Source organism: Parabacteroides acidifaciens (assembly GCF_003363715.1).
In the GTDB taxonomy this organism is placed as follows: domain Bacteria; phylum Bacteroidota; class Bacteroidia; order Bacteroidales; family Tannerellaceae; genus Parabacteroides; species Parabacteroides acidifaciens.
The window spans coordinates 48,910-68,778 of sequence record NZ_QREV01000004.1; the positions used below are offsets into that span (position 1 = coordinate 48,910).

The window sequence follows — 19,869 nt, forward strand, 5'->3', positions numbered from 1 at the left end:
CATGATTAAGCAATACGTTAAACAAGCCGTTCAGATGCTGAAAGAGAACCGTCTCATCAGCGTCATATCCATAGCCGGTACGGCGATCTCCATTGCCATGATTATGGTGGTAGTACTGGTGTTCCAGATACAGTTCGCCAACTTCTATCCGGAGAATGACCGCGACAGGATGATGTATGTGGACAGCGGTACGGAAGTTCGGTCGAACGACGGCTGGAACCGCGGTAATATGTCGCCCGAAGCCGTAAAGGAATGCTTCTATTCCCTGAAATTGCCTGAAGCTGTCTCCGGATATGCTTCACAGGCGAAACCGCTTTCCATACCGGGCAAACGGATGTATAAGGCCTATGATATCAAATATACAGACCCCGGTTTCTGGAAGATATTCTCTTTCCGCTTCGTGGCCGGCAAGCCTTTTACACAGGCTGATTTTGATTCGGCCATTCCGCAGGCAGTCGTGTCGACAAGTATCGCGAAGCATCTGTATGGGACGACCGATGTCGTCGGGAAACCTGTTATCATCGATTTGGCTACTTATACGATTTGCGGCGTGGTGGAAGACGTCAGCCGGGCGGCCGATACGGCCTATGGAAACGTGTGGGTTCCCTATACATCCGATCATATCCTGATGTCGAATGTTTATTCGGAAAATATGTCCGGATCGCTCTCCGTATGTCTGTTGGCAAAGGATAGCCATGATTTCGACGCTATCCGCCAGGAATTGCTCGGACAGACGGCCCGCTACAATGGCACAAAGAAAGATGCACAGATCAACTTCTTCGAGAACCCGATCACCCGTTTTGATGTCGCGATCGGTTCTATCGGGCAACGTAAAGTGAAATTGAAAGACTATCTGATGGAGACAGGCGGCTTGCTGCTGTTTTTGTTGCTCGTCCCCGCCTTGAACCTGTTGGGTGTAACGCAGTCTTCCGTACAGAAACGGCGTTCGGAGATGGGTGTGCGCAAGGCGTTCGGAGCGACCTTCGGGGTACTTGTCCGCCAGGTGTTGTATGAGAACTGCGTCATAACCCTTTTGGGAGGTGTTTTAGGGCTGGCTTTGTCGTTGTCGTTCCTGCCGCTTTGTAAAGACTTCCTGTTGAAGGACAGCGGAACGTTGTTGAGCGGTGACATGATCTTTCAGCCTGCTATTTTCTTACTGGCTCTGCTATTCAGCCTGCTGATCAATTTGCTTTCGGCCGGTATTCCGGCTGTACAGGTCGCCCGGCAACAGATTGTGACCTCTCTGAAAGATGGAGAAGATAATAGATAAACCATTAATACGATAAGACGATGATTAAGCATATACTGAAAATAATATGGAACCAGCGCAGAAGTAATGTCTGGATCTTTATGGAGCTGCTGTTGGTCGTAGCCATTTTTTGGGTTATGATGGATTCCCTGTTTGTGGATATTTGTACCTATAAAACCCCTTTAGGCTTTGATATAACAAATGTCTACAAGGTAAATTTCGGGAAGATAAGCCCGGATGTACCCGGTTATGTTCCTGATGAGCTCCACCAGACGTCTGACGGGGAAGATGTGATACGTCTGGCAGATAACCTGCGGCAGAACCCCGAAGTGGAAAATGCCTGCCTCGCCATAGCTGCCTGTCCTTATTCCTGGAATACATCCTGGGTTAACCTGATCCAGGCAGAAGCCGATACGACTCAGAAGGCCGATGTATTCCAACGTTTACAGGTAGAGCCTGCCTATTATGATGTTTTCCGAATCACGGATCAGGAGGGGCATCCCTTGCGTCCGATCGTAGAGCAGCATACGGGTGATCTTGTTATTACCGCCGATCTGGAGAGAGACTTCTGGAACGGGCAATCGGGAATCGGCAGACAGGTGAAATGGAACAGTTCTTCTACAGAATCGATAACTGTGGCTGCCGTTTCCACTCCGCTCCGGCGGACAGAATATGATAAGAGCAGACCTTGCTTCTATGTCCTGTGGCGCAGTGATAAGGATATCATTGAAACTGTCGAGTGGGCGCAGGCGCAGAATTTAGAGTGTTTCATCCGGATGAAAGACGGCTTCCGGTCGGAAGATATGGAGGCGCTGTTGCAGCAGATGAGCGACCGTCTGACCGTGAATAACCTTTATGTCTCCAGCATAACGCCTTTGCAGGAAATGCGGACCTCTTTCCTGAAACCCCGTACGGATAACTTGACGAAGAAGTCTGTTCTTATCGGTTTCATGTTGCTCAACGTCTTTTTGGGTATTGTCGGGACCTTCTGGCTTCGTACGCAATACCGCCAGGGCGAATTTGGTCTGCGTGCCGCTCTTGGAGCTTCCCGGAGTAAACTGAAGCAATTTATGAATGTGGAAGGTCTCTGTTTGTTGTCCTTCACCGTGCCATTGGTTCTGATCTTTATTGTCAATATGCTTTACTTCGATATGCCGGACACCTATCGTCAGCCTTATTCCTTGTGGCGTTTCCTGGTTACCTTTGGCGGAACCTGCCTGCTGTTGGCCGGCATGATCTGGGTCGGCATCTGGTTTCCGGCACAGAAGATCGCGAAGATGGATCCGGCCGAGTCATTGCATTACGAATAAAACACGACGAACATGTTCAAACAATATCTCAAACAAGCCCTTCAGATGCTGAAGGAGAACCGCCTCACCAGCGTGATCTCGATTTTAGGAACAGCCCTCTCTATCGCAATGATACTGGTGGTTGTGCTTCAGTTCCAAATCCGGCTGGTCGGCTTCCGGCCGGAGTCGAACCGTGACAGGATGCTTTATATCCTCGGCATACGGGCCGATTCTCAAACCGATCCGAACAACCGTAACTCCACAGCCATGTCGGACGGTGTCGTGAAGGAATGTCTTTATCCCCTTCAGACACCCGAGTCTGTGACTGCTATGGCAAAGGACAGGTCGATCGTTTCCCTGCCGAACCGGCGGTTGTTCGAAGAGTATGTGATCTGCTATACCGATCCCGGATTCTGGAAAGTCTTCGACTTCCACTTCCTCTCCGGCAAGCCTTTTACGGAGGCTGATTTCAGTTCGGGCCTGCCCCGTGCCGTAATCACGAATACGCTGGCCCGCAAACTGTTCGGCTCGGAGGAACCTGTCGGGAAGGAGATCGAGATGGGATATGTTTCTTATGCGGTTACAGGCGTGGTGAAAGAGCCTTCGCGGGCGGCCGGTAGTGCTTATTCCGATGTCTGGGTGCCTTATACCAGTAATACCAATTACGTGAATAATCAGTCGTGCGGAGGCGTTTGTGGCAACTTCCAGGCTGTGATCCTGGCGCATAGCTCCGGCGACTTCGATGCTATCCGTGCGGAGATCAAGCAGGCGGTCGCCCGATATAATGCTGGCGGACGTGACTTTGTGCTGGGAATCAACTACATTTTCTCCCGTGTGGATGTGGCGTTGGGCTCGAACGACATGAACGGAGGCATACAAGTCGGCTGGCTGGAATACTTGACCCAGAAGGTGCCCTTGCTGCTCTTCCTCTTGCTGGTACCGACGTTGAACCTGACGGGTGTCATCCAGTCGTCTGTCCAGAAACGCCGTTCCGAGATGGGGCTTCGCAAAGCTTTCGGGGCGACGAAAGGGCGTCTGCTGACGCAGGTGTTGTGTGAAAACCTGATTACGACGATGATAGGAGGGATCATCGGGATCATCCTCTCCGTCGTGCTCCTTCATCTTTGCAAGTCGTTCTTACTGTCCAGAGAGATGGTGATTACGTTCGAGATGCTGTTCAAACCCGCTCTCTTTGCCGCTGCCCTCTTTTTCACTCTGTTGCTCAACCTGCTGAGTGCCGGTCTGCCGGCAATCCGCATTGCCAGGGAACAGATTGTGGATGCCCTAAAAGACAACGATAATTCATAATTCACAATTCATAATTCATGATCAAGCATATACTGAAAATAATGTGGAACCAGCGTCGCACGAACGGCTGGATATTTGCGGAACTGCTGATTGTTGCTGGCGTCCTCTGGGTGATGGTGGATACTTTCTGGGTGGACAACCGCACCTATCACGCCCCGCTGGGATTCGACATCGAGAACGTCTGGCGTTTCAAGCTGGGCAAACTGAATGCAAAGGCGCCGGGTTACGTCGTCGATTCGCTTTACCATTCGTCCGATCCCGAAGATCTTACACAACTGATGAACCAGATCCGACAGAACCCCGAGGTCGAGGATGTCTGCGTCACCTTCTACTCCTGTCCCTATTCGAACGGCAACTCCTGGCGTCCCGTCAAGCCGGTGGATGGCGATACCCTCTATGCCAAGACGATGGAGTCATTTCAGATGCGCAACGTTACGCCTGAGTATTTCCGCCTTTTCCGCATCCAAACGAACGACGGTGGGCAGGTCTACGACAAAATCAAGGGCCGCCACAACGCTATCGTGATCACGCCGGAGATGGCAGAAGGTTTCTATCACGGAGCCCCCAACATCGTCGGCCGCCGCGTCTACCATAGCGAGAACGAACAGACTTCTGAGATCGCCGCTGTCTCCACTTCCATCCGGTCGAACGAATACGAACGTCCGGAAGCCAGCTTTTACCAATGTCTCGAAGGAGAAATCTTCAACTCGGTTGTTAGTGGTTTCGGAGCCGAACGGGCCGAGTTCTGCGTCCGCATGAAACGGGCTTACACGCAGGACGAGATGAACCGCTTCCTCGACGGCATGGGCGACCGGCTGACGGTGAACAACCTCTACGTCTACGGTGTCACCCCCATCTCTTACTTTCGTGAAGGCCACCTCGAATATTACGAACGGGAGGCAAGCAACAAGATGTCGCTGATGGCTTTTATGTTAGTGAATGTTTTCTTCGGCATTATCGGTACCTTCTGGCTCCGGATGCAGAACCGCAAGGGCGAGATCGGCCTCCGCATGGCGCTGGGCGCCCACCGTATCACACTCCAACGCTATATGTACACCGAAGGCCTTTGCCTGTTGGCACTGACCTTGCCGCTGATCATCATTTTCGCCTTCAATATGGTGTATATGGACCGGCTCGATACGTATCGCCAGCCACTCACCGCAATGCGCTTCCTCGTGACCTTTGGCTTGACTTACCTGCTGATGGCCGCCATGATCTGCATCGGCATCTGGTTCCCCGTCCGCAAGGCAGTCCGGCTGGCGCCAGCGGAGGCGTTGCACTATGAATAAACACTGCAAAAACACTATAATATGATAAAACAATATCTCAAACAAGCCTTCCGGCTACTCGGGGAAAACAAGCTCCTGAGCGTGATCTCCATTATTGGGACAGCTTTGGCGATCTGCATGGTCATGGTGATCGTGATCTTGTATATAGCAAAGACTGCCGGCTTCCGTCCCGAGGTGAACCGGGACAGGACGTATTATCTTTCCGTTGCCATGTCAGTGGGCAAAGACGACGGGCGGCGCCTTTCCTTCGGAAGCATAGGACTGCCGCTCATCCGTGAATGTTATTATCCCCTGGAATGTGCAGAAGTGACGACCGCCATTATCCGGGACCGCTGGAATAATCAATCTGCACTCAGCATGGACGGTTTGAAGAGCAGCAACGGCAAAGTGATCCAGACCGATCCTGCTTTCTGGAAGCTCTTCTCGTTCGACTTTATCGAAGGCAAGCCATTCACGGAAGCTGATTTCGACAGTGGCATCCGTACGGTAGTCCTGAGCGAGCATGTCGCCCGCGCTCTTTTTGGCAGCGAACGGGCGGTGGGGAAGGAGATGAAACTTAACTTCAATGTTTTCCGCGTCTGCGGAGTGGTGAAAGACGTCTCCCGCTTTGCTAACACGGCATGGGCGGAGATGTGGATTCCCTATACGGCAGGTACGGAGTACAATACGTATTGGTCCGAAGGCATCAACGGACATTTCAACTGCTGTGTCCTACTGAAAGAAGGTGTTACGGAGGAAGAACTTTGTCAGGAAGTGCAGAGCCGTATTGCAAAATTCAACTCCACCCTTTCCGATTGTAAAGCTGATATCGGATATCAGCCCAATTCGCAGATTATGGAGTGGCTAAACGGAGGCAACGAAGGGAAGGCGGATATGGCAGGCGCTTTTCTCCGTTACGGCATCATCCTCTTCATCCTGCTTCTGGTACCGGCTTTTAACCTTTCCGGCATCACCCTGTCGAGGATGCGCAAGCGGATAGCCGAGTTGGGTGTGAGGCGTGCCTTCGGTGCGTCGAAAGGCAATATCATCGGGCAAGTCCTGTTCGAGAACCTGGTCTTTACGTTGGTAGGCGGGTTGCTGGGGCTTTGCTTCTCGTACGTTGCCATCTGGCTGTTGCGGGACTGGTTGCTGGTCACATCCCTGGGCGACGCAGGTCTGTCGGGTGGTATGCTTAACGGCTATGTCTTTCTCGCAGCCTTCCTGTTTTGCCTGGTGATGAATCTTATGTCGGCCGGCATTCCGGCCTGGCGGGTGTCGCAGGTGAATATTATAGACTCCATAAACAATTGATGCCTTATGTTAAGAATGATCTTTATACAACTTTGGAATGAGCGCAAGGGTAATGTGCTTATCTTTCTGGAACTGTTAGTCGTCTCCGTCTTCCTCTGGTATATGGTGGATACGTTGTACGTCAATTATAAAGAATATGAAAGGCCGTTGGGTTTTGATATCTCGCATGTCTATCACGTACGGCTGGCAACGGTTCCGCAGAGTAGCGTCGACTATGACACGACCGCCATCCATAGCCATTACGGTGGGGGCGATTTCCTGACGCTTTATGATCGTCTGGCCCATAATCCATCGGTCGAGAGTGTCTGCTACACCAGCAACAACCATTTCCATTACAGGGGAAGTAACTCTTTCGCCACCTTCAAGAACGACTCATTGGCCCGTCAAGGTTATTTGCGCCATGTGGACCCCGCCTATTTTCGCGTCTTCCGGGTGAAGACGGCACACGGAGAATCGTGGGAAAAGTTGGAACAGGCTTTGCGTGACAACCAAATTGTGGTGACGGGAACCGTTGCCGAAACCTTCTTTGGCGATGCCGGGAAGGCGGAACGGAAGGAGATATGGATCACCGACCAGGGCCGTACCGATAGTATGGCCTATCGCATCGGGGCTGTTTCCGAGCCGCAGCGCTACGCTGATTTCAGCAGTTATGACTATGCTTATTATAAGCCGGTGGGAACGGAGGAGGCTTTCCGCAATTCGAGTGCCGGGGTGGCTGACGTACTGAACCTCTTTATCCGTGTGAAGCCTGCGGCGGACAACAGCCGTTTTGCTGACGACTTCACCCGCGAGATGTCGCAACAGATGCGTCTCGGCAATATTTACCTGAAGGAAGTGATTCCGATGACCTATTACCGGAACGAGTTCCTCCGTTCCTGGGTCGATAATATCCGGATGTACGCCTCCTGCATCCTCTTCTTCCTGCTCAACGTCTTCTTAGGGATTATCGGCACCTTCTGGTTCCGCACCCAGCAGCGTAGCTCGGAGATAGGCCTTCGTATGGCGATGGGAGCTTCGCGCCGCAATATCTTCCGGCATCTCTTCACCGAGGGTTTCGTCCTGTTAGGGATCGCGTTTGTCCCAGCGGCTATCATATTCGCCAACCTGGCTTATATGGAGGTGACGACGCAGACCGAAATGCAACTCTCCATCGCTGCTCGCATCCTGTGGGGCATGGGACTGACGCTCGTGATGATCGGCCTGATGGTCGTCATCGGCATGGGCTTCCCCGCCTTCCGCGCCATGCGGATGCAGCCGGCAGACACGTTGCACGATGAATAACACAAAAACGGACAATGTGTTCAATATCGGACACTGTCTTGTTTTGAAAATAATTGATTAATAATAATTTACTTCTTTGGCACGCAATTTGCCTATCGGAGGATATACCGGGTGAACGATCCCGGTTAAACACAGAATATAATAACAACGGTCGGCTCATCCCGCCCAACAAACAATAACGATTATGATTACACTTACAAATCTTGAGAAGATCTACCGGACGAAAGAGATCGAGACGGTAGCTTTGGAAAATGTGAACCTGACAGTCAATAAAGGAGAGTTTCTCAGTATCATGGGCCCCTCTGGTTGTGGTAAATCGACACTGCTGAACATCATCGGCCTGCTGGATTCCCCGACTTCCGGATCTGTCGAGATCGCCGGCACTAACACCGTCAACATGAACGACAAGCAGCTGGCGACATTTCGTAACCAGAAGCTCGGCTTCGTTTTCCAGTCCTTCCACCTGATCAACTCGCTGAACGTACTCGATAACGTCGAGCTTCCGTTGCTCTACCGCAAGGTCAGTGCCAAGGAACGCCGTGCCGCTGCCGAAGCTGTGCTCGAAAAGGTCGGCCTCTCGCACCGTATGCGCCATTTCCCGACACAGCTCTCCGGTGGTCAGTGCCAGCGTGTCGCCATCGCCCGTGCCATCGTCGGTAACCCCGCCATCATCCTCGCCGATGAGCCGACCGGTAACCTGGACTCCAAAATGGGAGCCGAAGTCATGGAACTGCTCCACAAACTGAACAAGGAAGACGGCCGCACCATCGTTATGGTAACCCATAACGACGAGCAGGCCAAGCAAACCTCACGCACAGTGCGCTTCTTCGACGGACGGCAAGTGATGTAACTTATAATTCGTAATATGTATAAACAATATCTCAGACAAGCCTGGCAGTTGATGAAGCAGAATCGCTTCTTCAGCGCCGTATATATCATCGGGACGGGACTGGCGATCTCGATGGTCATGGTGATGGCGGTGGTCTACCATATCCGGACAGCCAATATCGCCCCGGAGGTGAACCGTGACCGGATGTGCTACGTGACGAATGTTTCCTTCAACATGAATGACGACAAAGGGCACCTCAACAGCTGCGTCGGTCCTCGCTTCGCGAAAGAGGTCATGTATAACCTGAAGACACCTGAAGCTGTCGCTGTTGCGACTATGACGCAGATGATGCCTTTCACGGTGGGCGATGTCTTCATGCAGGCGCCGGGGCACGATGAGGCACCGAAAGTCAGCCTCATGGGATGCAACGACCAGTTCTGGAGAGTTTACGCCTTTACGTTTGAGGAGGGGAAACCATTTACGGAGGCCGATTTCCAGTCCGGCCTGCCGCGTGCCGTGCTTACGGAGTCGCTGAGCCGGAAGCTGTTCCGGAAAACAGAGGTGACAGGGCAGACGGTGCTGATCAATGATGTGAAATATATTGTGAGCGGAGTCGTGGCGGATGTGTCCGGCGTTGCTTCCGATGTGTGTGCAGATGTGTGGATCCCCTATACTTCGATGGCTGTCATTATGAATAAGATGGCGGATGAGAAGGAAGGGTCGGCCAATATCTTGGTTGCGAATATCCTGCTGCGCGATGCGGACGACATAGGTCTCCTTAAAGACGAATTGGCGCAGGAGGTGAAACGTTATAACACGACCTTGACGGAAGGGCAGGTGACTTGCAACGATCCTGTCTCTTATGTAGACCAGATGGTCGGCAGCTTGCTCCGGATGGATGTGAAACAGACTTATATGACGCTGTCGATCGTCCTGCTGCTTTTCCTCCTCGTTCCGGCATTGAACCTGTCGGGGCTAAACACGTCGCACATGCAAGACCGTATACCGGAGATCGGTGTCCGCAAGGCGTTCGGTGCACCGCGTGGGACGTTGATGTCGCAGATCTTCGTGGAGAATATGCTGTTGATGCTGCCCGGCGGAGTGGCGGGGCTGCTGTTCTCGTACGTGCTGGTGTTCCTGTTTCGAAATCTCCTGCTGTCGTCCGGCGTCTTTGCGATGCAGATGGGGACGGGCGGGTCGATTTTCCTTTCGGCGGGGATGTTGCTCAACTGGGAAGTCTTTCTCTATGCCTTTGTGGTCTGTCTGGTCTTGAACCTGCTTTCTTCGATGGTTCCTGCTTGGCGTGCGGTGAAGGTGAATATAACAGAGGCACTAAATGCTTAAAATCGGACGATTATGATAAAACATATATTGAAATTGATCTGGTCGCAGTTCCGGAGCAACACGTGGGTGTTGGCGGAGCTCTTGGTGGTGTTCGTGGTGCTGTGGTTCATGACTGACTATTTCCTGATGCAGGGTGTATTGATGCACCGTCCGGTGGGGTATAAGCTCGACAATGTGTATCAGGCGGTCGTTTCGCTCCGTTCGTCGGACAATCCTTCGTTCATCGAGTATGAGGAAGGAAGCGAAGAACCGATGCGTAACCTCGAGCGTATCGTGGAACGCATCCGCCAGCATCCCGATGTGGAGGTGGTCGGGCTGTCCTACTATTCGTTGCCTTATACGCACTCCAATATAGGAAACGGGGTCTGGCGCGATTCCACACGGCTTAATATCCGTTATATGCTGGTTTCGCCCGACTATTTCCGGGTGTTCGGTATCGGTTCGATATTGGGCGGTTCGCCGGAAGAGCTGGGCGCAAAGTTGCCGGGCATGAAGAATACGACGGATATCGTGATTTCAGCCGGCATAGCCGAGACGCTGTTCGGCCGTACGGATGTGATCGGGTCGGAGTTGTATTCCGGTGGCGATTCGGTCCCCAGGCATATTGTGGCGGTGACGGAACCTGTGCGCAATGATGAGTATAGCATCGGTCATCGGCATGTTGCCTTCGGCCTTTTCAGTTTGCCCGAGCTGGCGGGTGAGGAGGAGATGGTGGAAGAGGATCTGACGAATGTGCAAATAACCTTCCGCACCCGTCCGGGCATCGCTTCGGCAGATTATGCCGGGAAGTTCCTCCGGGAGATGAAGCGGCAGTTAATGGCGGGCAACCTCTGGGTGTCGGACATCAGAAGTTATCAGAAGGTCCGTGCCGATTATCTGGCAAACTCGCCGGAGACGGGCAGCCGGAAGTTGTTCTCGGCTCTGGGTGCATTCTTTCTGGTGAATGTTTTCCTGGCGGTGATCGGGACATTCTGGTTCCGGGTGCGCCGCCGGCGCAGCGAGTTGGGCTTGCGTATGGCTGTCGGTTCTTCCCGTTCTGGCATTCAAGGGCTGATGATTGGGGAAGGGTTGTTACTGCTGACGCTTGCAATGTTGCCGGCGTTGCTGGTCTGCCTGAATCTGGTTTGGATGGACGTGCTTTCGACAACGGTCATGGCGGCTGGCGTGGGACGTTTCCTTACAGTCAGCTTGCTGACATGGAGCGTTCTGGCGTTCGTTATTTTCCTTGCCACCTGGTATCCTTCGCGTAAGGCGTCACGGCTGGAACCGGCGGAGGCGTTGCACTATGAGTAATAAATAGGACTTTTGACACACTATCATATAAATATCTAATATCAAACAATATGTTGAAAATCTATCTCAAACAAGCCTGGAACCTGATCCGGCAAGAACGTCTCTTCAGCCTGATCTATGTTGTCGGGACGGGGCTGTCCGTGTCGATGGTGATGGTGCTGTCGATTGTCTTCTATATGAGGGTAGCGAATATCTATCCGGAGACGAACCGCGACCGGATTCTGGTCGCCAAGAGCGGGACGTTTAATAGTGAAGGAGGCGGGCAGTCCAGCAGCTCGCTTTCTGAGGGGATGATCGACGCCTGCTTCGGGTCGCTGAAAGGCGTGGAGGCAATCGCATTGATGGCAAGAGAAGACGACGAGTTCTTAGTACAGCCCGAAGGTGATCCTGTGCAGTTGCCGGTGACGGTGAAGTTTGTGAATACGGACTTCTGGCGGGTGTTCCCTTTCCGCTTCCTCGAAGGGAAAGCTTTCACCGAGGCAGATCAGCAGTCGGCTATCCGGACAGCTGTCATCGCCCGGAGCCTGGCGCACCGGCTCTTTGGTGACGAGGAGGCCACGGGCAAGTATATCTCGGTTAACTTCAGGCAATACCGTGTATGCGGCATTGTGCAGGACGCTTCGTTAGTGACGGAGAAGACCTATGCACAGATCTGGTTCCCCTACACGGTGGCCGATGATTATAAGCCGAACGATAGCTGGAACAATACCGGAGTATTGGGTAAATTCAACGCCTACATACTCGCTTCACGCGACACGAACCTGAAGGCTTTGAAGCAGGAGGCGGAAGAGCGGGTGGAACGCTATGGGAAATCGCTGAAAGGCGGTACGTTCACTGCTTTGGGACAGCCGGACTATTATTGGCAGTCTACTTTCCGCTATTGGAGTAACAGCGCTCCGGATTTCGGAAGTCTGCTCCTTCAATACGGGCTGATCGTCTTGATCCTGCTGCTGGTGCCGTCCGTCAGCCTTTCGGGAATGACCGACTCGCGTATGGAGCGGCGGTTGGCCGAGATGGGCGTCAGGCGGGCTTTCGGTGCTCCGACCGGGACGCTGATGGGGCAGATCATCTCGGAAAACTTCCTCTTCACCTTTTTGGGAGGGCTGTTCGGGCTGCTGTTTTCCTATTTGCTGATCTATTTGAGCCGCGACTGGATCTTGCAGCTCGATGCGACCTTTGTCGACGTATTGCCGGAAGGAGCCGATGTGGTCTTTACGCCGGGGATGCTGATGAACTTTCAGGTGTTCGGCATCGCCCTCTTCGTGTGCTTCGTGCTGAACCTGCTTTCTGCGCTGATACCTGCTTGGAGAGCTTCACACCGTCAGATCATTTATTCGTTGAACGCAAAATAGTAGCATTATGTTGAAACATATATTAAAACAGTTATGGAACCGTAGACGGGCCAACCTCTGGATCGGAGTGGAGTTGTTGCTGGTGTTTTGCCTGCTTTGGTACATTGTGGATTATTTCTTTGTCCTGGAATATAACAAGAGCTTGCCTTCCAACCGCGATCTGAACAACACCTGGCAGGTGAACGTGGCGCTTTTCCCGCCGGAACATCCGGAGTATCAACCGGGTGAAAGCGACTCGACCGCCCTTGAAAACAACTATTACCGCCTGCTTGACCGCATCCGTGATTATAAGGATGTCGAGGAAGTTGCCGTCCTGACGACCTGGAGCACGCCGGGTGGTGGAAGCTATTCCGGTAATTGGCTCCGCAGCCGCCGGGATACGACGCGCGAGGGAAGCGGGCAGGTTCTCACGTTTGATCCGCAGACGGACTTCCTGAAGGTCTTCCGCTATACGACACGGGATGGCAAACCGGTTTCTGTGGCCGACTTCGACTGGTCGGACCCGAAAGCGATCGTGCTTGGCGGCTTGTCGGCCGAGACCTTCTTCCCGGATGGTAATGCCGTCGGAGAGATATTGGAAAGCCCACGTCAGCCGGATTCCTATAATTACATCGTGAAGGGCGTGATCGGAGATACGAAGCGTTTCGATTACGAACGTCCCCAGCTGACTTTCTACCGGGCCGAGCGGATCAATGCCGATAACATAAAAGACAGAATGGAGATCGCCGTCCGCGCCCGCGAATCCGTGCCGGATGCCCGTTTCCTGCAAGATTTCAAGAATGCGATGAGCCGGGAACTGCGTATCGGCAATTTCTACCTGAAAGGGGTGAAATCTTATAACCGGATCAATAAAGATACGGAGTTCAGTTTCGGAATGACGAGCAGTGTCCGCATCCGAACCGCCATGACGCTCTTTTTCCTGATAAATATCATGCTTTGCGTGATGGGGACGTTCTGGTATCGTATCCGGGTGAGGCGCGAAGAGATCGGCCTGCGTATGGCGATGGGGTCGACGCGTGCCGATATACGCAAGATGCTGTTGTGGGAAGGTATCTGCCTTTTGACGGTGATGATGATCCCGGCTGTGCTGGTCGAGATGCAGTTCGTGTATCTCGGGCTGATCGATACGTTAGGAGGCGGCAATAGTTCGTCGGTGACCTATCTTCCGGACCGGACAGTCCTGCGTTTCATCCTGACCAACTGTTTAACCTGGGTTGTGCTGGCTGTGGCCATTGTGGCTGCAATCTGGCTTCCGGCCGATAAGGCTGCGAAGATGGCGCCGGCAGAAGCCCTGCACTATGAATAGCTTTTTAATAAACACTATTTGTTTTTGTTTAAAAGCCCGGCGCTGCAGTGATTGCAGGACCGGGCTTGTTTCTTTTAGAAAGTCATGGAAGCATATATTCCGAAATGTTTATCGCTTGCTACCGGGCTGATAGATAAATTGTGCTTTTCAGCAAACGGGCGGGTGAAGATATAGGCGCTTCCTGCTCCGAGAGCGGCTCCCGCCACCACATCCCACCAATCATGCTTTTTAGCATACGTCCTGCTCCAGCCTACATACGAAGCGACCGCATAAGCGGGAATACCCCATTTCCAGCCATAACGCCGCTGGATAAACGCTGCCCCCGTAAACGATACCGAAGTGTGCATCGAAGGAAACGAATGGTTGTCGCTGCCGTCCGGGCGCTCTTTCTTGATCAGATATTTCAGGGTATACGTCATACCTATAGTAGAAACTCCTGCCAAAGCGCCTTGCTTCAATCCTTGCCAATCCTGCAACACCAATACGGTGGCCAAGCTTGCCGCCGGCGTTACGAATGCCAGCACATCACCGGATGTACGGACAGCCTTGCGACTTCCGCTTATTTCAACCTCTTGCGCTCTCCCCGATAAACAAACGAATAACACGAAAACCAGGGTGATAATTCGTCTCATTTATAGATATGTTCTTGTTCTTTTTTATTTGCTTTTTTCAAGAATGATGCGGCTGATACGAGCCTGTACCTGCATCAATGTTACGACGTCAACATTATCAAAGTCGATATCGATGAGTTTGATTTTGTCTTTTCTCATCATTCTCGAGCGTGAAGAATGTCCCATTTCATTTACTAAATCATCGATCATTTCTTTGATTTTTTCTGCCCTTTTCGGATAATTTACTGTGCGTGCCATAATCTCCTGTTTTAATATTTTGTTAATAATGGCACAAATATAAACAAAGAGAATTGTAAAACAATGAAATAACGGATTATTATTTTAAATAGCCGGTAAAACACCGAGTTTAGGGAGAAAAATAATAAATCCGACTATTGCGGCAGCTATCGCTATAATTAAAACAGCTCCGGCTGCGAGGTCTTTGGTGTTTTTTATGGCCTCGTTGTATTCGGGCGAGACCAAATCAGCAAGCGATTCTATGGCGGAATTGACTGCTTCTGCCGACAATACGGCTCCAATAACGATGATAACAGCTATCCATTCAGCTTCGGATAAACCGAAGAAAAAGCCTGCTATAACTACACAAATAGCAGCAAAACAGTGTATCCATGCGTTCTGTTCTTTTTGTATCAATAAACGGATACCATTAAAAGCGTACCGGAAACTGGCCAGTCGTTTACGAAAAGTGAAGCCGCTGTTTTTCATCTTATTTATTGTTTTTGAGAGATTGTCGCAAAGATATGAATAATACTTCAAAAACGGACACAGTGTTCATTTTCGGACACTGATATTTATTATACAATGCAGATAATCAGTTGTATATCATTTTGGCATAGCTTTTGCCAGAAGAATGGCAAAACATTTATTACGATGAAAAAGATCTATATAGCCATTCTTTATTTCCTGTTGCCGGGCATCGGGCTGCAGGCGCAGGAACAAGATACGATAAGGCTGACCCTGAAAGAGGCGATCAACCTGGCGCAGCTGCAGTCAGTCGATGCGGCGGTTGCCCTCAACGAACTGAAGACGGCCTATTGGGAATACCGTACGCACGTCGCCGACCAGTTGCCGGAAATTAACTTCAAGGGGACATTGCCTTCTTACAGCAAGCAATATTCTAAATACCAGCAGTCCGACGGTTCGTACACCTTTGTCCAGAACAACGCGCTCGGGCTGAACGGCGAGATTTCGATCGACCAGAATATCGCGTTGACCGGTGGTAAGATATCGCTCAACTCTTCTCTCGATTTCAACCGCCAGTTAGGCCATGGCGCCTTCAATGAATATATGAGCGTACCCGTCGGGCTGACCCTGACGCAGCCGATATTCGGTGTGAACGACCAGAAATGGAAACGCCGCATCGAGCCTGTCCGCTACCAGGAGGCGAAAGCCGCCTATATCGAGAGCGTGGAGATTGTCACGCTCAATGCGATCGGCTACTTCTTCAATTTGTTGCTGGCCGATGAGAACCTGCAGATCGCCCGCCAGAACCTCGAGAACGCCGACAAGCTCTACGAGATAGCCATCGCCAAGCGCAAGATCGGGCACATCTCCGAAAGCGAGCTGATGCAGTTGAAGCTGTCGGCCCTGCAAATGAAAGGGAAGCTGACGGAAGCCCAGTCCAATCTCAACGCCAATATGTTTCAGCTCCGTGCCTTCTTGGGCTTGAGCGAGCAGGAAGTGATCGAGCCGATCCTTCCCGAATCGGCTCCCTCGCTCCGGATGGTCTATCAGGCAGTGTTACAGAAAGCGCAGGAAAATAATTCGTTTGCCAAAAATATACGCCGCCGCCAGTTGGAAGCCGACTATGCCGTTGCCACCGCAAAAGGAAACCGCCGCAGCATCAACCTGTTCGCCTCCATCGGATATACCGGGAAAGACCATACGTTCGATGCCGCCTACAACCGCCTGAAAGGAAACCAGGTGGTCGAAGTCGGCATGACGATCCCGATCCTCGACTGGGGCAAACGCCGGGGGAAAGTGAAGGTCGCCGAGTCCAACCGCGATGTGACTCTTTCCAAAATACGTCAGGAAGAGATTAGCTTCAACCAGGACATCTTCCTGCTGGTCGAGAACTTCAACAACCAGGCAGCCCAGTTGGAGATTGCCCAGGAAGCCGATGCGATCGCCGAGAAACGGTATAAGACCTCCATCGAAACATTCATGATCGGCAAGATCAACATTCTGGACCTGAACGATGCGCAGCAGTCCAAGGATGAAGCTAAGCAAAAGCATATCCAGGAACTCTACGACTATTGGAATTATTACTATAATATCCGTAGCGTCACCCTCTACGATTTCATCAATGACCGCAACCTCGATGCCGATTTCGAAGAGATCGTACGGCGGTAATCGATTTAATTCCGTAAATTTGCAAATATTTACCGGACGCAGACGGGCGCAGATTACGCAGAGGAACGCAGATTTATTTATTCCCTTTTAAAACAATAAATGATCTGCGTTCTTCTGCGTCGTCTGCGAAATCTGCGTCTGGTAATACAAACATAATATAAACAACAATGATCCTAATAGTAGACGATGATTCTGCCGTTCGTTCTTCGCTGACCTTCCTGTTGAAACGGGCCGGATTCGAGCCGGAAGCCGTTCCGGGTCCGGAGGAAGCCTTGGCTGTCGTGCGTCAGACAGCTCCGCAGCTTATCCTGATGGATATGAACTTTACGCTGACTACCACCGGTGAGGAAGGCATACAACTATTGAAGCAGGTGAAAATCTTCCGACCCGATGTCCCTGTGATCCTGATGACGGCATGGGGCTCCATCTCGCTTGCCGTGCAAGGGATGCAGGCCGGCGCCTTCGATTTTGTGACCAAACCTTGGAACAATCTCGTTTTACTGAAATCCATCCGGACGGCGCTCGAGCTGAGCGAACAGAAGAAGGAGCAGGAAACGCCCCTGAACCGTCTGGATGCCGATAATAAATTCCATTTCGACAAGATAATTGGCCAGAGCGCCCCGCTGATGGAAGTCTTAGGGACTGTTTCGCGCATCGCCCCGACAACTGCCTCCGTCCTGATCACGGGAGAGAGCGGTACCGGAAAGGAGCTGATTGCCGAAGCGATCCATGCCAACAGCCCACGTGCGAAAGAACCCTTCGTGAAAGTCAACCTCGGCGGCCTGTCGCAGAGCCTTTTCGAGAGCGAGATGTTCGGCCACAAGAAAGGTGCCTTTACGGATGCCTATATTGACCGCACCGGACGTTTCGAGATGGCCAATAAAGGAACGATTTTCCTCGACGAGATCGGTGACCTCGAATTATCTTGCCAGGTGAAGCTCCTGCGTGTCCTGCAAGACCAGACGTTTGAAGTATTGGGCGACAGTCGCCCCCGCAAAGTCGATATCCGGGTAGTTAGCGCCACGAACTGCAACCTGCGCGAGATGGTTGCCCAGCGTGCCTTCCGCGAAGACCTGTTCTACCGCATCAACCTGATCACCATTCACCTGCCTGCCTTGCGCGAGCGTAAAGACGATATTCCGCTGCTGGCTCGTTATTTTGCCGACAAGCAGTCCGAGATGAATGGCCTGCCCGCCGTCCGCTTCTCGTCCGAAGCATTGACGTTCCTGCAGAAACAACCCTATCCGGGAAATATCCGCGAGCTGAAAAACCTGGTCGAGCGCACGATATTAGTGTCCGGCAAAGCCGTTCTCGAAGCCTCCGATTTCGAGAGCCAATGCCTGCATGCGCCCTCGCTGCAGGCGACACCCTCCGCGCCGTCGCTCGAAGGGCTGACGCTCGATGAGCTGGAAAAGCAGACCATTCTTCAAGCTCTCCGGACGCATGCCGGCAACCTCTCGCACGTCGCGACCGCCCTCGGCATCAGTCGTGCCGCCCTCTACCGGCGTCTCGAAAAGTATGATATACCCATTGACAAATAATCCCGAAAGCGCATGAGGATAAAAGGACTGTTCTGGATCTTGACCGTGTTGCTGCTCTCAGTGCTGGCGATACTCACCTGGCATGCCTTCTATTCCGATTCGTCCAAGATGTTTTTCATTGTGGAAGGCGTTGTCGTGCTGACGATTATCTATTTGGCTGTTTTCTACAGCCGCATCATCAAACCTCTCCATATCATCGGTAACGGTATGGAGCTGCTGAAAGAGCAGGACTTCAGTTCCCGTCTGAGCCGTGTCGGGCAGACAGAGGCGGACCGCATCGTCGACATCTTCAATAAGATGATGGAACAGCTGAAAAACGAGCGCCTGCATCTCCGCGAGCAGAACCACTTCCTCGACCTGCTGATCAACGCCTCTCCGATGGGCGTGATCATGCTCAACCTGGACAAGGAGCTTCTCTCTGCTAACCCGGCAGCCCGCAAGATGTTCGGTGTTTCCGCGTTGTCCGATCTCGCCGGGTGCCGGTTGTCGGAAATCGACTCTCCGCTCGCGTCGGAGTTGGAGCGGATTCCGCTGTACGATTCGCAGACCGTCCGCCTGAACGATGCTAACATATATAAATGTACGCATTCATCGTTTGTAGACCGTGGCTTCCATCATTCCTTCTACCTGGTCGAGATCTTGACGCAGGAAGTCTTCAAGGCCGAGAAGAAAGCCTACGAGAAGGTGATCCGGATGATCGCGCACGAGGTGAACAACACGACGGCGGGCATCACTTCGACTCTCGACACGCTCGAGTCCACCTTTAGCGAGATGCAAGACACGGAAGACATCTGCGAGGTGCTGCGTGTTTCGATCGAACGTTGCTACAGCATGAGCCATTTCATCACCAACTTTGCCGACGTTGTGCGCATCCCCGAGCCACAGACCAAGAGGCAGCCGTTGAACGCGGTTGTTTTCTCCTGCAAGCGCTTTATGGAGACGATCTGTCAGAACCGTGATATCCGTATTGTCATGGATTTATCGCCTGTTTCGCCGATTGTCGACCTGGACAATTCGCTTTTCGAGCAAGTGCTTGTCAACATCATCAAGAACGCCGCCGAATCGATCGACCACGACGGCCATATCTACATCCGTACGTCGCATAATCCCGTCTGCTTAGAAATCGCCGACACCGGTAAAGGCATCGACAAAGCGACGGAAGCGAAGCTGTTCAGCCCCTTCTTTTCGACCAAGCGCGGCGGTCAAGGCATCGGTCTTATCTTCATTCGCGAAGTCCTCCAAAAACACAACTGCACCTTCTCCCTCCGAACGTATGCGGACGGACTGACGAGGTTTAGGATTGTGTTTGAGTGATGTTTTTCTGTTTGTTGTGTGGTTTGCTTTCAATCTATTATCTTTGACATACTGAAAACAACTTTATGGAGAAATGGAGACTCACCCGATAATCATTGGGGATAAACACAAGGATGAGGTAGGTGATACAGATCAGTTTAAACCTGGCAAGTTTCGAATCTTCCGCAAACCCGAAGATTACAATAACCCCCTTTTTAGCC

17 protein-coding genes are annotated in these 19,869 nt (G+C 52.0%); 14 read left to right on the forward strand and 3 right to left on the reverse strand.

Translation table 11 applies throughout. The features are described 5' to 3' along the window. Position 1 precedes the first annotated feature (1 nt). From DWU89_RS02765 to DWU89_RS02815, 11 genes are all read left to right on the forward strand, one after another. A complete protein-coding gene (locus tag DWU89_RS02765) occupies positions 2–1,270 on the forward strand; it encodes an ABC transporter permease (RefSeq protein WP_115498150.1) in 1,269 nt (422 codons plus the stop codon). 20 nt (positions 1,271–1,290) lie between these two features. Continuing rightward, entirely contained in the window at positions 1,291–2,559 is a 1,269-nt protein-coding gene (locus DWU89_RS02770; protein ID WP_115498151.1) for an ABC transporter permease, read from the forward strand. A 12-nt stretch (positions 2,560–2,571) separates the two neighbouring features. Then, on the forward strand, positions 2,572–3,846 hold the full coding sequence (locus DWU89_RS02775; protein WP_115498152.1) for an ABC transporter permease: 1,275 nt from the start codon (positions 2,572–2,574) through the stop codon (positions 3,844–3,846). A 17-nt stretch (positions 3,847–3,863) separates the two neighbouring features. Further along, entirely contained in the window at positions 3,864–5,135 is a 1,272-nt protein-coding gene (locus DWU89_RS02780; protein ID WP_115498153.1) for an FtsX-like permease family protein, read from the forward strand. A 21-nt stretch (positions 5,136–5,156) separates the two neighbouring features. Next, positions 5,157–6,425, forward strand: coding sequence for an ABC transporter permease (locus DWU89_RS02785; protein ID WP_115498154.1), 1,269 nt, complete (start codon positions 5,157–5,159; stop codon positions 6,423–6,425). Between the two features lie 6 nt (positions 6,426–6,431). Next, entirely contained in the window at positions 6,432–7,706 is a 1,275-nt protein-coding gene (locus tag DWU89_RS02790) for an ABC transporter permease (RefSeq protein WP_115498155.1), read from the forward strand. Between the two features lie 184 nt (positions 7,707–7,890). Then, positions 7,891–8,556, forward strand: coding sequence for an ABC transporter ATP-binding protein (locus DWU89_RS02795; protein WP_115498156.1), 666 nt, complete (start codon positions 7,891–7,893; stop codon positions 8,554–8,556). 15 nt (positions 8,557–8,571) lie between these two features. After that, complete coding sequence (locus DWU89_RS02800) at positions 8,572–9,879, forward strand: ABC transporter permease (protein WP_115498157.1); 1,308 nt, start codon at positions 8,572–8,574, stop codon at positions 9,877–9,879. A gap of 12 nt (positions 9,880–9,891) precedes the next feature. Then, positions 9,892–11,172 carry an FtsX-like permease family protein gene (locus tag DWU89_RS02805; RefSeq protein ID WP_115498158.1) on the forward strand — a complete coding sequence of 427 codons (1,281 nt, stop codon included), beginning with the start codon at positions 9,892–9,894 and terminating at the stop codon, positions 11,170–11,172. 50 nt (positions 11,173–11,222) lie between these two features. Beyond that, positions 11,223–12,524, forward strand: a complete 1,302-nt coding sequence (locus tag DWU89_RS02810) for an ABC transporter permease (RefSeq protein ID WP_115498159.1) — start codon at positions 11,223–11,225, stop codon at positions 12,522–12,524. Positions 12,525–12,531: 7 nt separating this feature from the next. Next, positions 12,532–13,830, forward strand: coding sequence for an ABC transporter permease (locus tag DWU89_RS02815; RefSeq protein WP_115498160.1), 1,299 nt, complete (start codon positions 12,532–12,534; stop codon positions 13,828–13,830). 74 nt (positions 13,831–13,904) lie between these two features. Here the strand turns inward: DWU89_RS02815 and DWU89_RS02820 are convergent, their stop codons facing one another. From DWU89_RS02820 to DWU89_RS02830, 3 genes are all read right to left on the reverse strand, one after another. After that, positions 13,905–14,462: a phosphatase PAP2 family protein gene (locus DWU89_RS02820; RefSeq protein WP_115498161.1), complete on the reverse strand. Its 558-nt coding sequence runs from the start codon at positions 14,460–14,462 to the stop codon at positions 13,905–13,907. 24 nt (positions 14,463–14,486) lie between these two features. Further along, positions 14,487–14,699 (reverse strand): hypothetical protein, encoded by a 213-nt coding sequence (locus DWU89_RS02825; protein ID WP_115498162.1) that lies wholly within the window; start codon positions 14,697–14,699, stop codon positions 14,487–14,489. Positions 14,700–14,783: 84 nt separating this feature from the next. Further along, positions 14,784–15,167: a diacylglycerol kinase family protein gene (locus tag DWU89_RS02830; protein ID WP_115498163.1), complete on the reverse strand. Its 384-nt coding sequence runs from the start codon at positions 15,165–15,167 to the stop codon at positions 14,784–14,786. Between the two features lie 165 nt (positions 15,168–15,332). Between DWU89_RS02830 and DWU89_RS02835 the strand changes: the two genes are divergently transcribed. The 3 genes from DWU89_RS02835 to DWU89_RS02845 all read left to right on the forward strand — a co-directional run bounded on the left by DWU89_RS02835 (position 15,333) and on the right by DWU89_RS02845 (position 19,669). Then, positions 15,333–16,814 carry a TolC family protein gene (locus tag DWU89_RS02835; protein ID WP_115498164.1) on the forward strand — a complete coding sequence of 494 codons (1,482 nt, stop codon included), beginning with the start codon at positions 15,333–15,335 and terminating at the stop codon, positions 16,812–16,814. A gap of 167 nt (positions 16,815–16,981) precedes the next feature. Continuing rightward, entirely contained in the window at positions 16,982–18,355 is a 1,374-nt protein-coding gene (locus DWU89_RS02840) for a sigma-54-dependent transcriptional regulator (RefSeq protein ID WP_115498165.1), read from the forward strand. Between the two features lie 12 nt (positions 18,356–18,367). Beyond that, on the forward strand, positions 18,368–19,669 hold the full coding sequence (locus DWU89_RS02845; protein WP_115498166.1) for a sensor histidine kinase: 1,302 nt from the start codon (positions 18,368–18,370) through the stop codon (positions 19,667–19,669). Positions 19,670–19,869: the final 200 nt, after the last annotated feature.

What these genes read in the sequence shown, in the direction of transcription:
- DWU89_RS02780 (WP_115498153.1), top strand. Translation starts at nt 3,864, where the DNA reads ATGATCAAGCATATACTGAAAATAATGTGGAACCAGCGTCGCACGAAC.
- DWU89_RS02800 (WP_115498157.1), top strand. Translation starts at nt 8,572, where the DNA reads ATGTATAAACAATATCTCAGACAAGCCTGGCAGTTGATGAAGCAGAAT.
- DWU89_RS02785 (WP_115498154.1), top strand. Translation starts at nt 5,157, where the DNA reads ATGATAAAACAATATCTCAAACAAGCCTTCCGGCTACTCGGGGAAAAC.
- DWU89_RS02840 (WP_115498165.1), top strand. Translation starts at nt 16,982, where the DNA reads ATGATCCTAATAGTAGACGATGATTCTGCCGTTCGTTCTTCGCTGACC.
- DWU89_RS02765 (WP_115498150.1), top strand. Translation starts at nt 2, where the DNA reads ATGATTAAGCAATACGTTAAACAAGCCGTTCAGATGCTGAAAGAGAAC.
- DWU89_RS02815 (WP_115498160.1), top strand. Translation starts at nt 12,532, where the DNA reads ATGTTGAAACATATATTAAAACAGTTATGGAACCGTAGACGGGCCAAC.
- DWU89_RS02775 (WP_115498152.1), top strand. Translation starts at nt 2,572, where the DNA reads ATGTTCAAACAATATCTCAAACAAGCCCTTCAGATGCTGAAGGAGAAC.
- DWU89_RS02795 (WP_115498156.1), top strand. Translation starts at nt 7,891, where the DNA reads ATGATTACACTTACAAATCTTGAGAAGATCTACCGGACGAAAGAGATC.
- DWU89_RS02845 (WP_115498166.1), top strand. Translation starts at nt 18,368, where the DNA reads ATGAGGATAAAAGGACTGTTCTGGATCTTGACCGTGTTGCTGCTCTCA.
- DWU89_RS02835 (WP_115498164.1), top strand. Translation starts at nt 15,333, where the DNA reads ATGAAAAAGATCTATATAGCCATTCTTTATTTCCTGTTGCCGGGCATC.
- DWU89_RS02830 (WP_115498163.1), bottom strand. Translation starts at nt 15,167, where the DNA reads ATGAAAAACAGCGGCTTCACTTTTCGTAAACGACTGGCCAGTTTCCGG.
- DWU89_RS02825 (WP_115498162.1), bottom strand. Translation starts at nt 14,699, where the DNA reads ATGGCACGCACAGTAAATTATCCGAAAAGGGCAGAAAAAATCAAAGAA.
- DWU89_RS02770 (WP_115498151.1), top strand. Translation starts at nt 1,291, where the DNA reads ATGATTAAGCATATACTGAAAATAATATGGAACCAGCGCAGAAGTAAT.
- DWU89_RS02790 (WP_115498155.1), top strand. Translation starts at nt 6,432, where the DNA reads ATGTTAAGAATGATCTTTATACAACTTTGGAATGAGCGCAAGGGTAAT.
- DWU89_RS02805 (WP_115498158.1), top strand. Translation starts at nt 9,892, where the DNA reads ATGATAAAACATATATTGAAATTGATCTGGTCGCAGTTCCGGAGCAAC.
- DWU89_RS02810 (WP_115498159.1), top strand. Translation starts at nt 11,223, where the DNA reads ATGTTGAAAATCTATCTCAAACAAGCCTGGAACCTGATCCGGCAAGAA.
- DWU89_RS02820 (WP_115498161.1), bottom strand. Translation starts at nt 14,462, where the DNA reads ATGAGACGAATTATCACCCTGGTTTTCGTGTTATTCGTTTGTTTATCG.